This is a genomic window from Anaeromusa sp., assembly GCF_028691475.1.
In the GTDB taxonomy this organism is placed as follows: Bacteria; Bacillota; Negativicutes; order Anaeromusales; family Anaeromusaceae; genus Anaeromusa.
Genome location: NZ_JAQUZF010000018.1, coordinates 20,255 through 32,696 on the forward strand (window position 1 = coordinate 20,255; position 12,442 = coordinate 32,696).

Sequence of the window (12,442 nt, forward strand, 5' to 3'; positions counted from 1 at the left end):
TTGAATTACAACCAAATAAAAGCTCTATTTGGCGAATCCCCTTCCCATCGTTCGTAGGTCTAGCGGTGATTGTCAAACAGGCAGTTCTCCTGGCTCTGGATCTTCGCTCTTCCAAACCTTCCCAAGGCTTTCACCCCAGTGGCATCTCTTGGATTCGCTCCCCATTACAGTGGCGGGACCGCGCCGGTTTTTCACCGGTCTTTTCTATTAAGCCCTTCCGGGCGCCTGTTTCTTTTATTCAATTTTAAGCTATCCCTAGGATGTAGAAGTGGAATCAAAGAAAAGTTTCATCGCTTCTGCTGTTGGTATGTGCAGAAAAGAAAATCCCGGCCATAGGCCGGGATCGAAATACAAACAAAACTGTCTGAATCTCCATCCCTATCCTTCGTAGGTCTAGCGGTGATTGTCAAACAGGCAGTTCTCCTGGCTCTGGATCTTCGCTCCTCCAAACCTTCCCAAGGCTTTCGCCCCAGTGGCATTTCTTGGATTTGCTCCCCATTACAGTGGCGGGACCGCGCCGGCATTACACCGGTCTTCCCTATTAAGCCCTTCCGGGCACCTGCTCCATCAATATTCACTTATTTGTATTGACTTTACCAAAATAAGTTGAAAAAGTCAACACAGTTCCATGGATTATTCCCACTTTTCAATACTTAGGCAATAATCCATCACACATCACATTTTTTTACTATAATTGCAATATTTTAAGTCAACTCAGCGTAACCGAAAACTAACAGACAAGGTTGTCCGGCAACGCACAGCACCGCCGCCTTCATGCCTTGCCGGCACAAATTGCCATTGTCTAACCGCGTCCACTGCGGCCGCATCCATTTCTCCATATCCCGAAGAAGATACCACATCTGCATCGCCTACGCTTCCATCTTCCAACACCAACATGCGTACCGCCACGCGGCCCTCAATACGCTGCTGACGCAGAGATTCCGGATAGGAAGGCTCAGTCTGCCGTAAAATGCGCGGCGGTAACACCCTAGTGGAAGCAGGTGCTGTCCCGCCGCCTCCGCCAGCACCAGTTCCTGCGCTTTGTCCGTCCGACGGGCTTCCTCCCTCTGACGAACCTCCACCAGCCGCCGCGCCCTCACTGGAAGGACCATCCGCAGCTGCGTTCCCCATAGCCTGAGGCGCCGCTTGTGCATTGGTCGGCACCGCTGCGGCAGCACTGGCTGTCGCTTGAGCTTGCTGCTGCCTGGCAGCAGGTGCGCTTGGCGCCGCTATCGCCGGCATAGCCGAGGCTGCTGCATTATTCCCTGGCAAAGGCGCAGCCGTCAGGGAAAGCTCCAAATACTCTTCCGCAGCTTGCGCTGGCAACGGAAAAATGCCGACGTATCCCAACACTAGCAAAATCAAAAGATGTGCGCCTACCGCTACAAGCAGCGCTTTTTTTGAATGATTTCTCATGGCTGAGCAGCCCCTGCTTCCGTAGCTACGCTAAGGCGCTGCACCCCGGCAGCTTTCAAGGCATCCATGACAGCCACTACACGGCCATACTCCACGCGCTTATCAGCGCGCAAGACAAAAAACACTTCCTGCTGCCTAGACATCTCTAACTGAACACGTTTTCCCAAAAGCTGCAGCGGTACGTTTTCTTCGTCCACATAAGTCTGTCCCTCAGCCGTCACCGTAACGGCCACCTGTTTTTTCATATCCGCCTGCGCCGCCTGCGCCGCCGGCAACTGCACTGGCAGCGTTTTCTGCTCTACCATATATAAGGTGCTAAGCATGAAAAAGACCAGGAGGAAAAAAATAATGTCAATCATGGGAATAATCATCAGCCGAGGCTGACGATTCACCCTCCAATCACGCAGTTTCACGGCTGCGCCTCCCCGCGGCAAAAGAAGATCCTGTCAAAAGAGCGGCCCCGCATTCTTCCAAGTCTCCTGCCAAACGATCCAGGCGCTGACAAAGCCAGGAGTGGCACAACAAAGCCAGCACAGCCACGCACAGGCCAGTAGCTGTAGCAACCAACGCTTCTCCTACCCCGCCAGTAATAGCCTGCATTTGCCCTGTTTTCACCGCCAACACCTGAAAGGACTGAATCATTCCTACTACCGTTCCCAGAAGGCCCAAAAGCGGCGCCAAGGTTACAATGGTCTCCAAATAGCTAATACGCTCCCGAAAACGCCCCATAATGGAAGCCGCAGTATTCTCAAACATTTGCAGTTGCACGGACGTTTCCAGGCCGCGCCAGCTATAGGCGTCTTTCAGCAGTTTGGCAATAGGCCCTGACGCCCCTTGCGGCTCAAGCCAGCGCCCCTCCAGCAAAGCTCGCACAAACTCATCCTTACCTTTCCGAAACTGTTCCGCCTCTTTATAGTTCCAATGCCGCTCCAAAGTCACCGCCAATACTAAAATCGAACAAAAAACCAAAGGGTACATTACGATCCCTCCAGCTTGAAACAACTGCCAAATCCGTTCCAAATCCATTTTTTTAACTCCTTTCCCGGCTAGTGCCGCACCTCAACCTTATCATTTCAAAATGTTATTTATGAACCGCAAGTTATCTGCAAGAAGCTTTATGACTGCAACGAATATTTTTGGGGGAATAATATTGAGCCTGTTCCTTTAATCCTTCTTCCTTAAACAAAGCTGTTTTAACCCCTGACTTTACTGCATCTGCTATCATTTCTCCTAATTTAGACTGCGTCCCTACATCCCGACAAGCCGTTCCAGCCATGTGACTTACCAAGATGATCCCATCGGTTCCAGTACCAGTTGCCGGAAGCAAACTATGCGGACTGCGCACTTCTAAATCTTGCAAGGCTGCGCTTTTCGCTTCCGTAGCCGTAATCAATGCTTTAGCCAAAGCGCCCGGGGATAAATTCGCTTCTACAAGAAGCAAAATGTTAATGGTTCCTGAAACAGGAATATATTCTCCATGATGTTCCCAATAAAGCGCATCCTCTCCGGCTCGAGCAGCATTATGCTCCACTCCGGCAGTCACAATGGCTTCCACTGTAATCCCCTCATAAAAACGTCGCTGGTAGGACATACACTCCATGTGCGCCGTCGTTAAAAGACCGCTAGTTTCATCTTTGGGTAGTCCCTCGCGTTCGACAATAGAAGCCAAATACCCGTCCAAGCTGCCGCCAGGCAATGTTGCTTCACTCTCGGCAAAAAAGGTCAAACGATGGTTGAATACGGCGGACAACTCTTGGATACCGCCGTTATATTGAGAGGTGCTCAAAGCGATACGCCGCTGTGGAAAGCGGCAAAGCAGCAAATCCGCTTTAACCTGCAAAACACCTCCTGCCGCCAGCAGGCGATTTTGCTCCATGCCAACCCAACCTTTCTCCTCCTTGACGTTTATCGTCAAGTCTTATCTCTATTATTCACAAAACACGGCCGCTGTTACTACGGTTGATACAACCCTCGAATCGCATCGCGAGCATGTTTCACATAGAGGGAACGATATGCCGCATTTTCGCCCAGGCCCTTTAGTTCGACTTCTACTTGAAATCCGTCCTTCTCTAAAAGATTCTTCCAAGAATCCGGCTCGTCGCCAGCCATATCATTTTGCACATGATCGCCAGCTACCAACATAAACGGCATTAAGATAACCTTCTTAACCTGATTCTTTTTCAATTCCGCCAGCGCATCTTCAAAATTAGGATGATCGTTTTCTTCCACAACTCCCATATAGGCCTTGTGACCTCTCGCCTGCAATACACGCTGCATTTTGCCATACGCCGGATTCGGCTGATTTGGGGAGCCATGTCCCATGAACAAAACAGCTTCTTCTGCGGCGAGCCCGGGCATTTGTTGCTCAACCGCCTCCGCCAACGCCGTAAAGTCATCCGGCATTCCTCTTTGTCCGTCAAACATTAGTATTGGCCTTCCTATAGTAAGAACGTCAAAAGACTTATCCGAAACATACTGTCGATACACGCTTAAAATTTTCTTTTCGTATTCCTCTCCAGGAGTCAAATGAAGCGGCTGAATGACCACCTCCTGGTAACCTTCTTCCTTCAGCTTGCTTAAGGCTTGTTCTAACGTATCTATCTGAAGCTTTTCTTCCGCCGCTATTTTCGCAATCACTTGGCGAGCCGTAAAAGCGCGACGAATTTCATACTCAGGAAAAATTTCTCGCATATCATTTTCAACACTCTCAATGCAAGCCTTACGCGTTTTAGGAAAAGTAGTTCCAAAGCTAGTAACTACAATTGCTTTTTTTCTCTGCGTCCTCATGGAGCCGCTTCCTAAGCCCGTTGTTACTAAACAGGCCGTAGCAAGTAACGCCAGCACTTTTTTCACCCGTAAACTCATCCTTATTGTCGCTCCTTTTTTCTTAATGTCTTCAAAAAACAAAAATCCCGATCGCTATGACCGGGATTGAAAATAAACAGAACCCTGTTTAAATCTCCTTCCCTATCCTTCGTAGGTCTAGCGGCGATTGTCAAACAGGCAGTTCTCCTGGCTCTGGTTCTTCGCTCCTCCAAACCTTCCCAAGGCATTCGCCCCAGTGGCATTTCTTGGATTTGCTCCCCATTACAGTGGCGGGACCGCGCCGGTTTTTCACCGGTCTTCCCTATTAAGCCCTTCCGGGCACCTGCTCCAAATAATATGTTTTTGTCATTGTTAAATGTAACAAAAAGAACCCAAAAAGTCAACCTAAGCCTAGGTTTTAGCCATTCACTTTTGTTAACTCCGCAAAACATTTCCATATTCGTCACTAGCGTCAATACTCTATTTTCCCTTATCTGCAGGAACACAATAAAAGGCTGCCAATTTTCTCGGCAGCCTTTTATTGCATTTATAGCCTATTCAATTTATTCAATAACTGGAATTACAGGTTTATCCTTGCCGCGTTCTTTATAATTATTTTCAATCGCATCTTTCACATGCTGTACATAAATATCCTGAATCCCTTTATTTTCTCCCAAACCGTGAATATACGCTTCTACTTGGAAGCCTGCCGCAGTCAACTGCGATTTAAAAGAATCCTTTTCGTCGCCCGCCATATCATTTTGAGCATGGTCGCCAGCTACCAGCATAAAGGGCATTAGCGTGATTTTCTTAATTTTATTGGCCTTTAACGCTGTGACCATATTCTCATAAGTAGGATACCCTTCCACCGTGAAAACAAAGACGTTTTTCAAGCCTGCATCTTGAAGCTTTAGTTGCAGAGCGGCATACGCCGTATTCGAAGGGTTTACACCACCGTGACCCATCAAGCCAACAGCTTCATTTTTTCCTAATTTCGGCAATTGGTCTTGCAACGCTTTAATTGCGATAGCATAGTCATCTGGTTTTTCCCCTTCTTGGCCGGTATAATAAAGAATCGGCCGACCTACAGAAACCTTGTCAAAGGATTTTTCGTACTTGTCCACAACACGCATCAATTTAGAATACTCATCGCCTGCTTCCACATGCAGAGGCTGAATCACGATCTCTTTGTAGCCTTCGGCCTTCAACTTTTCCAACGCTTGTTTTTCCGTATCAATAACAAGTCCGTCACGTTCCGCTAATTTTTTGATGATAATACGGGAAGTAAAGGCATGACGCACGTCATACTCCGGAAAAGCTGCCTTAATTTTCGCTTCCACTGCATCGGTCGTAGCCTTGCGCGTATCCGCATAGGTTGTACCAAAGCTGACTACCAAAATGGCTTTTTTAACAGTTGGCGCCTCGGCTGCCTGGGAAACGGAAAAACTTGTCGCCATTCCCATTAGGGCAAATAAAACCGCTGTCATCAAACATAAAATACTTCTTTTCAAATTCCCTCACTCCTTATATAGTGTTTATTCTCTTCAAGGAATCGCTGCTTTCTTATAAAACAAGCGGCTCCTCCTCAAATACTATGAGTAAATGTAGCTTCCAGCTTTGTGTTTTTCAAACCGCTGTCCACTTCCTTTTGATCTTTATAGACCAATTCCAGTGAATTATCTTTGTTTAGTTGATGTTTAACGCCATAATAAAAACCCTTGTTGTTGTTATCAAAATCGCTTTGTTTTCCCATATCGCCATTCGTTTCTACTTTAAACGCAGTAATATACATTGACGTTTTATCATCAAAGCCATAATTCCAAGTTACCGCATAGGCGCGATTGTCTTCGCTGCGATTGGACTGCGTATATTCCGCCGTCCAGGTATGCTTGCCTTGTTGATAGCTGCTGTCCAGCGCCCAATGGTTCGTATTTCCATTGACTCGATCTTGATAGCGACCTAACGTCATCCCCCACTGCAACTGCTTATTGGGATGAAAGCCAGTCCGAATCGCATAAATACGGTTGTCTTCATCGCCGGCATTATCCTCTTGTACAAAGGCTGCGTTGATGTCCAAGCCCGCTGCGGCCCCATTTACAGTCACTCCGTCTACAAAAGCCCGCTTCCCAATATTGGACTCTGAGCGGCTGTAAAGAAGCGACGTTGCGCCAATAGTCAAATCTTGACGCCCAAGTTTAAATGCCAAATCTCCTGCTTGTTTTGTCACGCCAAACTGATCAAGGGTCATTACCGTTTTTTTGTCGCCATATACCGAACCATCTGTATTGTAGTCCGCTAAGGCCGGATTCGTAGCATATTGCGCTCCCAAGCGAGCGAATACAGACCAGCCGCTCCCCAATGCCGCTTCTCCTGTTAAGCGTAACGAACTCATGGTACCAGAAGCATTTGCTTCTCCGTCCTTCGTATCTTTTTCATACTTTACGGTCACGTCGCCGCTGAGTTTAATCCCAGACTCCGACTCCGGCTCCGCGGCTAACGCCAACGATGACGTAGAAAAAACAATACCTGCGATGGCCAATGCCACTACTTTTTTCATATGCATGCCCCCTGTTATACTTCTAGCAAGCCCATAGAAACTTCAAACCATTAACCAACAATAAAAACCCCGTCAAAACGACGGGGCCACGGCAAAACAAAACCAAACGGTTTTAAAATCTCCTTCCCATCCTTCGTAGGTCAAATGGCGATTGTCCAATAGGCAGTTCTCCTGGCTCTGGATCTTCGCTCGTCCAAACCTTCCCAAGACTTTCGTCTCAGTGGCATTTCTTGGATTTGCTCCCCATTACAGTGGCGGGACCGCGCCGGCATTTCACCGGTCTTCCCTATTAAGCCCTTCCGGGCACCTATTCCATTCACTATGCACTTGTTATTGTCAACTTTAACAAAAGCTGAAAAAAAAGTCAATGTTACAGTGTCCCTTCCAAACGCAGAGCTTGATCCACGTGAGTGTACTGCATCAACTCTTTAACCATTCCCTGCACGCCAGTCACAACTAACGATCCATGTCTTTTCCGACTCACTTTATGCAACGTTACCATCATACTTAATCCAGCGCTATCCATATACGTCACTTCTGCAAGCTTAATGAGAACCCGGTGATAACCAGCTTCAATTTTATTAATTATTTCTTCGCGAATAACACATGCATCTTGAATATAAATTTTACCTTTTAATGTTACGATCGCTTGGTTGCCACTTGTCGCGATTGCATACTCCATAAATACTTCCCCCCCTTGCTTTAAACAACCGCTGTCTATGTTAACCAGGCTGTTTTCTACCACAAGAAACAGCCTGGTTAGTTCATCCATTTCTCTCTTATGCTCTATTTATCGCATGACCCAAAACGCTTGCAGTACCACAATGGACACCGTCAACAAGCAGACCGAAAGAACACCCATAATCAAAGCTGCTTCCGTGCTCTCCGAAAAAATCTTCACCGATTCGCCAGCATACTTTTCAACTTTTTCCATTATACATCCTCCTCTTAAAAACCATAGTTCCCATAGAATCATCTATACTTGTCCGACATCCCCCCTTTAAATAAAAAACCGCTTCCGCCCTCTACTGCAAAGGCGAAAACGGTTTAGCCGAACTAAAATTCCCAGCACAAAAAAGCCAGGACAACGGATGCAGTCCGGTAATCGCCTTCCCATCGCTCGCAGGTCTAACGGTGATTGTCAAATAGGCAGTTCTTCTGACTCGAGTTCTTCGATATTCTGCGCCTTCCCGGATCGCTCCAGTGACGTATTGCAGAATCTCTCCCTCTTACAGCGGCGGGACCGTGCCGGTTTTTCACCGGTCTTCCCTATTAAGCCTTACGGCACCTATTTCATCCTTATGAAATTAAAAACGCCTCTACTGCCAAGCAGTAAAGGCGTCTACCATGCAATCTTTACCCAACACAAATAGGCCGGGACAACGGATGCAGTCCGGTAATCGCCTCCCCATCGCTCGCAGGTCTAACGGTGATTGTCAAATAGGCAGTTCTTCTGACTCGAGATCTTCAATCTTCTGCGCCTTCCCAGATCGCTCCAGTGACGTATTGCAGAATCTCTCCCTCTTACAGCGGCGGGACCGTGCCGGTTTCTCACCGGTCTTCCCTATTAAGCCTTGCGGCGCCTATTTCCAAAATATTTTTTTGTAACTTTTTTCACAAGCAAAGCATAGCACACTTTACAATTCAAAGCAAGAAAGTATACAAAGTTCTCGTTTGCAACATTCAAAAATCGTTTCTTCTGAAAACTATTCATTGCTAACTTACATTGACAAGGCTTATAGCAAAGGCAATAATGAGTATATACCTATAGTAGAGTTTGGGGGACTATGATGTCTGATAAAGCTGCTTCCTACTTCACCATCGGCGAATTCGCGCAATTATTCGGGATATCTAAACAAACTTTATTTTACTATGAAAAAAACAACATATTCTCTCCTGAATTAATTGAAACTAACGGCTATCGCTATTATTCTCTCGAACAATACTTCATTTTCGAAATCATTATCACTCTGCGCAAACTAGGGGTATCCCTAAAAGAGATCGGCGAGTACGTTAAAAATCGCAATATTGACTCCCTTGAAAATCTTTTATCCTATAAAGCCCTGGAATACGATATCCAACTCGAACTTTTGCAGCGCAACAAGAGCAATCTGCTTATAAAAATAGAGCAGCTAAAGCAAGTCAAGACGCTCCACAATAATTGCATGACTTTGGAGCCTTGCGCAGAAGAATATTTTGTAGCCGATACGCTTCAGGCAGAACCTTATTCAATAAAAGAGCAAATCAAACGCATCGCCGCGCACAATCTTCCATTTGCGGCTAGCGAAATTCTCAATGAATATCCTATGGGCTATATCGTTTTACAACAAGACTTATCCAATCCCCATCCCCCTATTTCTTGCATCTTCACCCGCGTCTCACACCCTGATGAATATACACAGGTACAAGTCAAGCCCCAAGGGCTCTATGTCAAACTCATCACTGCTGACGGCTATCATAGCCAATACGCAAAGGCGCTGCAAAAAATGCTCGCTTTTATTCAAAGAAATGACTTAGAGGTTACGGGAGATGCCTATATCAACCAACTGCGAAATTATTGGTCTACTTCAGATCCTTCCGAGTACATTACGCAAATTGAAATTCCTGTTGCCTATAAAAATAATTAAGCGGCCTCAAAGAGGCCGCTTAATTATTTTACTTTTCCTTGTGACAATGACCTTCGCCTTTAGATTCCAGCACCTGGCGGAAAATCTCGTGCGCCTCTTCCGAAGACTTGCCGTTTTCCAGCGCTTTTTTAGCGTGCGCCACAGCGGCATGGTATTTTTTATGAGCGCCATCGCTGCTGGCCGGCAAATCGTTTACATCATAGCTCATGATTTTCTTGAACATTTCATGGATTTCTTCTGAAGACTTGCCAGCTGCTTTGGCCGCCTCAACGTGCTTCATCGCCATTTTGTACCGATACTCGGCATGGGGAGTTTTAGGAAGTTCATACTTAGGATGCGCCATGTAGATCACCTCGTCAATTTATTTTGGCTTGAACTGTTAGCCTATCTTGAGAATAAGGTATATTCCCAGGATAGAGTCAACAGTATATTTAATATCCTTTTATAAAACTTTCTTCTTTCAAGTCAAAAACATCGCCATAAGCAGCATTAGCAATTTTCATGATGGCCCACACACAGTTTTGGTGAGAGGCATATAAATATTTATCCAAAAAATAGATGGCTTGTCCGGTTTGTGCTGCTTTTAGTGATCGAAACGCGGGATCATCTAAAAACTCATCTTTATAAGAGCTAGAATTGCTATGCTTTAGCTCCCATGATTGCGATAAAAGAAAAAAATCAGGATTCGCTTTCACCATTACTTCTTTACTGATAATCTGCCCATTTTGAACACCGATTTCCGCCACTGCGTTTTTCACTCCCGCGTAATGACACATATCGTCAAACATACAACCTTTACCCCCATAGGTATGGTTCATTTTTGATACAAGGACGCAACTTTTAGACACAAATTTATAAGTCTTTATTCCATAATCTATCTGCTCTAACTGCCTATCCATTTTTTCAATAATTTTCTCCCCGCTCGTCGGCTCTCCAAGGACTTGGGCTAAAGAACGAATATTGTCTTTTACTTCGTCCACTGAGTTGGCTGCTTTCACAACAAATACAGGAATCCCCATCTCTCGAAAGCTTTGTACTTTCTCTGCCCCCGTAGTCTCGCGCACTATAATCAAGTCCGGCTGCAACGACACAACTTTTTCTAAGGAAATTTCTTGCATACGCTGCTGGATAGGCTCCGCTTCCTGCACCATATACGAAACATTCGGATCAAAGGCGGTCTGAGAAATGGCAGCCATGCGCTGAGGCGGCACAATCCCCAGAACCATTGTATCTAAATGAAAATGAGTTGTTATCACCCGCTGCGGCTTTGCACGCATTTTCACAACCGTTCCTTGATCATCAATCGCCTCATAAGTTGCCGATGCAGATGGCAGTGGCGGTGCCTTCGGCACTCCGCTACAACCGTTTAGAATCGCAGCATGCAAAAGTAGCAAAAACAAGCAACTATATTTCCCAAATTTATTCAAAACATCTCTCCGTTTTCTATTATTAAAAGAGATGACAGACCTTCTTAGCGAACATCTGTCATCTCAAAAACCGTTTTTAATTTAGAAAGAATATTCTACCCCGATTCGGATATTTCTCCCTGGAGCACTCCACCATTGTTCATTTGGCGTCGTACTCCAATTGTACCGGGCATTGGATTGTTCCGCATAAAATTTATCGAAAATATTGTTCACTTTCAAGAACACTTTCACATCTTTTTTTACATGATAATTCATGCCAATATCCCACACCCAATACGTCGTAGCAGGAAAAAAATTGCTTACTGCATCAGCTGTCAACGGCCCTGGCCGATCAATAATCCCCTTGCCAACGAGCGACACATCCCACTTTCCTTTGCTATAATCCGCCCCTATGTTCCAGGCGCCTTTGGGAATATAGCCGTCGACATTAGTAGCTCGTTGCGCCGTTGCATCCACATTTGTATGTGTATACCCTACGTAGCCGCTCCAAGCATCAGAAAATTGTTTTTTCAATTGTATATCCCAGCCATTAGCCTTCTCGTCTCCAACATTGGTATAACGTGGCGCCACATAACCGATACGATCTTTAGAATATCTTTTAAACACGTGCGCTGATACGACCATTGTATCATCAACGCGGTGATTAATTCCCATTTCAGACGTATGCCCGCTTTCCGGTTTGATATTAGGGTTACCATACTTGGCACTATATAAATTCGTAGGAGAGGGAGGAATAAAATATTCACTATAGCCAGCATACATATTAGTATTCTTTCCAAACTGATATCCCAGATTAACACTTGGCGAATCATGAGTCCCAAAGCCACTATTATCATCATGACGAATGCCGCTTGTTAACTTCCAACGTTTTGTCATATTCCACTGATCTTGAATGTAAAAAGCTCGATTCGTCAATTTTTTATTAGCAAACGAAATTACTTTGTCTTCTGTAAATTCAAAACCGCCTGTTACAATATGTATGTCTTTAAAATTTTTGGTAAGTTGATCTGAAATTTTTGTTGTTTCGACTTGCGTCATATAATAGCTCCCGCTTTCTTGCTGATACTGATCATCATACCGATTACGGCTTAAAATTAATTGGTTTGTCAGGGTATCACCAAGGCGCGTGTTATAGATCAATTTTGCTGTATAATTATCAGACGTCCCTTTTTTCAAGCGATTGTCCCACAACGATTTAAATTTGTAATCGGCTTTATACGTATCATATATAAACGTCAGATCTGAATTGGCATTGAATTCTTTGGTGAGTTTAAAACTATTAGTATTGGCATTTAAAGCCGCTGGAGTAGTAACACCTCGCCCATCTTTAAAATCACTGAGCAAGTCTTTCTGCGTTGAAATTCGCCAAGACCATGAATTGGCACGTCCTTCATTCATAAACAAATAATTTTCTGTACCATAGCTGCCGCTTTCTAGTCTAATTTTGGACTGATTCTTATCAACTTTCTTGGTAATAATATTAATAACGGTTGATTGTAAAATGAAGTTGAACACTTAAGAAAAAAGTCCATGGTGACTTTTCCTCGTATGGTAGAATGGAGTTCTCACACAACCATCAACAACGAGGAGGCAATCACTATGGACTGCCA

The 12,442-nt window shown here is 45.1% G+C and carries 13 protein-coding genes and 6 riboswitches; of the genes, 1 reads left to right on the forward strand and 12 read right to left on the reverse strand.

Annotated elements, in window-relative coordinates:
* Positions 1-61 precede the first annotated feature (61 nt).
* A riboswitch (cobalamin riboswitch) is annotated at positions 62-244 on the reverse strand.
* 151 nt (positions 245-395) lie between these two features.
* Positions 396-578, reverse strand: a riboswitch (cobalamin riboswitch).
* Positions 579-714: 136 nt separating this feature from the next.
* The 9 genes from PHF27_RS04360 to PHF27_RS04400 all read right to left on the reverse strand — a co-directional run bounded on the left by PHF27_RS04360 (position 715) and on the right by PHF27_RS04400 (position 7,712).
* The gene (locus PHF27_RS04360) at positions 715-1,416 is read right to left on the reverse strand and encodes an energy transducer TonB (protein WP_300066556.1); all 702 of its coding nucleotides are present in this window, start codon (positions 1,414-1,416) and stop codon (positions 715-717) included.
* Positions 1,413-1,829: a biopolymer transporter ExbD gene (locus tag PHF27_RS04365; RefSeq protein WP_300066557.1), complete on the reverse strand. Its 417-nt coding sequence runs from the start codon at positions 1,827-1,829 to the stop codon at positions 1,413-1,415. The genes PHF27_RS04360 and PHF27_RS04365 overlap by 4 nt, the downstream gene beginning before the upstream one ends.
* The gene (locus PHF27_RS04370; RefSeq protein ID WP_300066558.1) at positions 1,816-2,442 is read right to left on the reverse strand and encodes a MotA/TolQ/ExbB proton channel family protein; all 627 of its coding nucleotides are present in this window, start codon (positions 2,440-2,442) and stop codon (positions 1,816-1,818) included. Before PHF27_RS04370 ends, PHF27_RS04365 begins: the two co-directional genes overlap by 14 nt.
* A 73-nt stretch (positions 2,443-2,515) precedes the next feature.
* Entirely contained in the window at positions 2,516-3,292 is a 777-nt protein-coding gene (locus tag PHF27_RS04375) for an adenosylcobinamide amidohydrolase (RefSeq protein WP_300066559.1), read from the reverse strand.
* Positions 3,293-3,369: 77 nt separating this feature from the next.
* Positions 3,370-4,281 carry a sirohydrochlorin cobaltochelatase gene (locus PHF27_RS04380; RefSeq protein WP_300066560.1) on the reverse strand — a complete coding sequence of 304 codons (912 nt, stop codon included), beginning with the start codon at positions 4,279-4,281 and terminating at the stop codon, positions 3,370-3,372.
* Between the two features lie 119 nt (positions 4,282-4,400).
* A riboswitch (cobalamin riboswitch) is annotated at positions 4,401-4,583 on the reverse strand.
* Positions 4,584-4,784: 201 nt separating this feature from the next.
* Positions 4,785-5,678: a sirohydrochlorin cobaltochelatase gene (locus tag PHF27_RS04385; RefSeq protein WP_300066575.1), complete on the reverse strand. Its 894-nt coding sequence runs from the start codon at positions 5,676-5,678 to the stop codon at positions 4,785-4,787.
* Positions 5,679-5,806: 128 nt separating this feature from the next.
* Positions 5,807-6,778, reverse strand: a complete 972-nt coding sequence (locus PHF27_RS04390) for a hypothetical protein (protein ID WP_300066561.1) — start codon at positions 6,776-6,778, stop codon at positions 5,807-5,809.
* Positions 6,779-6,921: 143 nt separating this feature from the next.
* Positions 6,922-7,104, reverse strand: a riboswitch (cobalamin riboswitch).
* Between the two features lie 44 nt (positions 7,105-7,148).
* Positions 7,149-7,460, reverse strand: a complete 312-nt coding sequence (locus tag PHF27_RS04395) for an STAS domain-containing protein (RefSeq protein ID WP_300066563.1) — start codon at positions 7,458-7,460, stop codon at positions 7,149-7,151.
* 108 nt (positions 7,461-7,568) lie between these two features.
* A complete protein-coding gene (locus PHF27_RS04400) occupies positions 7,569-7,712 on the reverse strand; it encodes a hypothetical protein (protein WP_300066565.1) in 144 nt (47 codons plus the stop codon).
* A 196-nt stretch (positions 7,713-7,908) separates the two neighbouring features.
* A riboswitch (cobalamin riboswitch) is annotated at positions 7,909-8,085 on the reverse strand.
* A gap of 118 nt (positions 8,086-8,203) precedes the next feature.
* Positions 8,204-8,380: riboswitch (cobalamin riboswitch) on the reverse strand.
* A gap of 185 nt (positions 8,381-8,565) precedes the next feature.
* Here PHF27_RS04400 and PHF27_RS04405 point away from each other — a divergent pair.
* Positions 8,566-9,405, forward strand: a complete 840-nt coding sequence (locus tag PHF27_RS04405; RefSeq protein WP_300066567.1) for a MerR family transcriptional regulator — start codon at positions 8,566-8,568, stop codon at positions 9,403-9,405.
* Between the two features lie 28 nt (positions 9,406-9,433).
* Here the strand turns inward: PHF27_RS04405 and PHF27_RS04410 are convergent, their stop codons facing one another.
* The 3 genes from PHF27_RS04410 to PHF27_RS04420 all read right to left on the reverse strand — a co-directional run bounded on the left by PHF27_RS04410 (position 9,434) and on the right by PHF27_RS04420 (position 12,347).
* Positions 9,434-9,748, reverse strand: a complete 315-nt coding sequence (locus tag PHF27_RS04410; protein ID WP_300066569.1) for a hypothetical protein — start codon at positions 9,746-9,748, stop codon at positions 9,434-9,436.
* A gap of 88 nt (positions 9,749-9,836) precedes the next feature.
* Positions 9,837-10,832 (reverse strand): ABC transporter substrate-binding protein, encoded by a 996-nt coding sequence (locus PHF27_RS04415; RefSeq protein ID WP_300066571.1) that lies wholly within the window; start codon positions 10,830-10,832, stop codon positions 9,837-9,839.
* Between the two features lie 81 nt (positions 10,833-10,913).
* Positions 10,914-12,347, reverse strand: coding sequence for a TonB-dependent receptor (locus tag PHF27_RS04420; RefSeq protein WP_300066573.1), 1,434 nt, complete (start codon positions 12,345-12,347; stop codon positions 10,914-10,916).
* Positions 12,348-12,442 lie beyond the last annotated feature (95 nt).

Bases quoted from the DNA above. Each gene is read 5' to 3' on its own strand.
- PHF27_RS04360 (WP_300066556.1), bottom strand. From the start codon at position 1,416: ATGAGAAATCATTCAAAAAAAGCGCTGCTTGTAGCGGTAGGCGCACAT.
- PHF27_RS04370 (WP_300066558.1), bottom strand. From the start codon at position 2,442: ATGGATTTGGAACGGATTTGGCAGTTGTTTCAAGCTGGAGGGATCGTA.
- PHF27_RS04375 (WP_300066559.1), bottom strand. From the start codon at position 3,292: ATGGAGCAAAATCGCCTGCTGGCGGCAGGAGGTGTTTTGCAGGTTAAA.
- PHF27_RS04380 (WP_300066560.1), bottom strand. From the start codon at position 4,281: ATGAGTTTACGGGTGAAAAAAGTGCTGGCGTTACTTGCTACGGCCTGT.
- PHF27_RS04385 (WP_300066575.1), bottom strand. From the start codon at position 5,678: ATGGCGACAAGTTTTTCCGTTTCCCAGGCAGCCGAGGCGCCAACTGTT.
- PHF27_RS04390 (WP_300066561.1), bottom strand. From the start codon at position 6,778: ATGAAAAAAGTAGTGGCATTGGCCATCGCAGGTATTGTTTTTTCTACG.
- PHF27_RS04395 (WP_300066563.1), bottom strand. From the start codon at position 7,460: ATGGAGTATGCAATCGCGACAAGTGGCAACCAAGCGATCGTAACATTA.
- PHF27_RS04400 (WP_300066565.1), bottom strand. From the start codon at position 7,712: ATGGAAAAAGTTGAAAAGTATGCTGGCGAATCGGTGAAGATTTTTTCG.
- PHF27_RS04405 (WP_300066567.1), top strand. From the start codon at position 8,566: ATGATGTCTGATAAAGCTGCTTCCTACTTCACCATCGGCGAATTCGCG.
- PHF27_RS04410 (WP_300066569.1), bottom strand. From the start codon at position 9,748: ATGGCGCATCCTAAGTATGAACTTCCTAAAACTCCCCATGCCGAGTAT.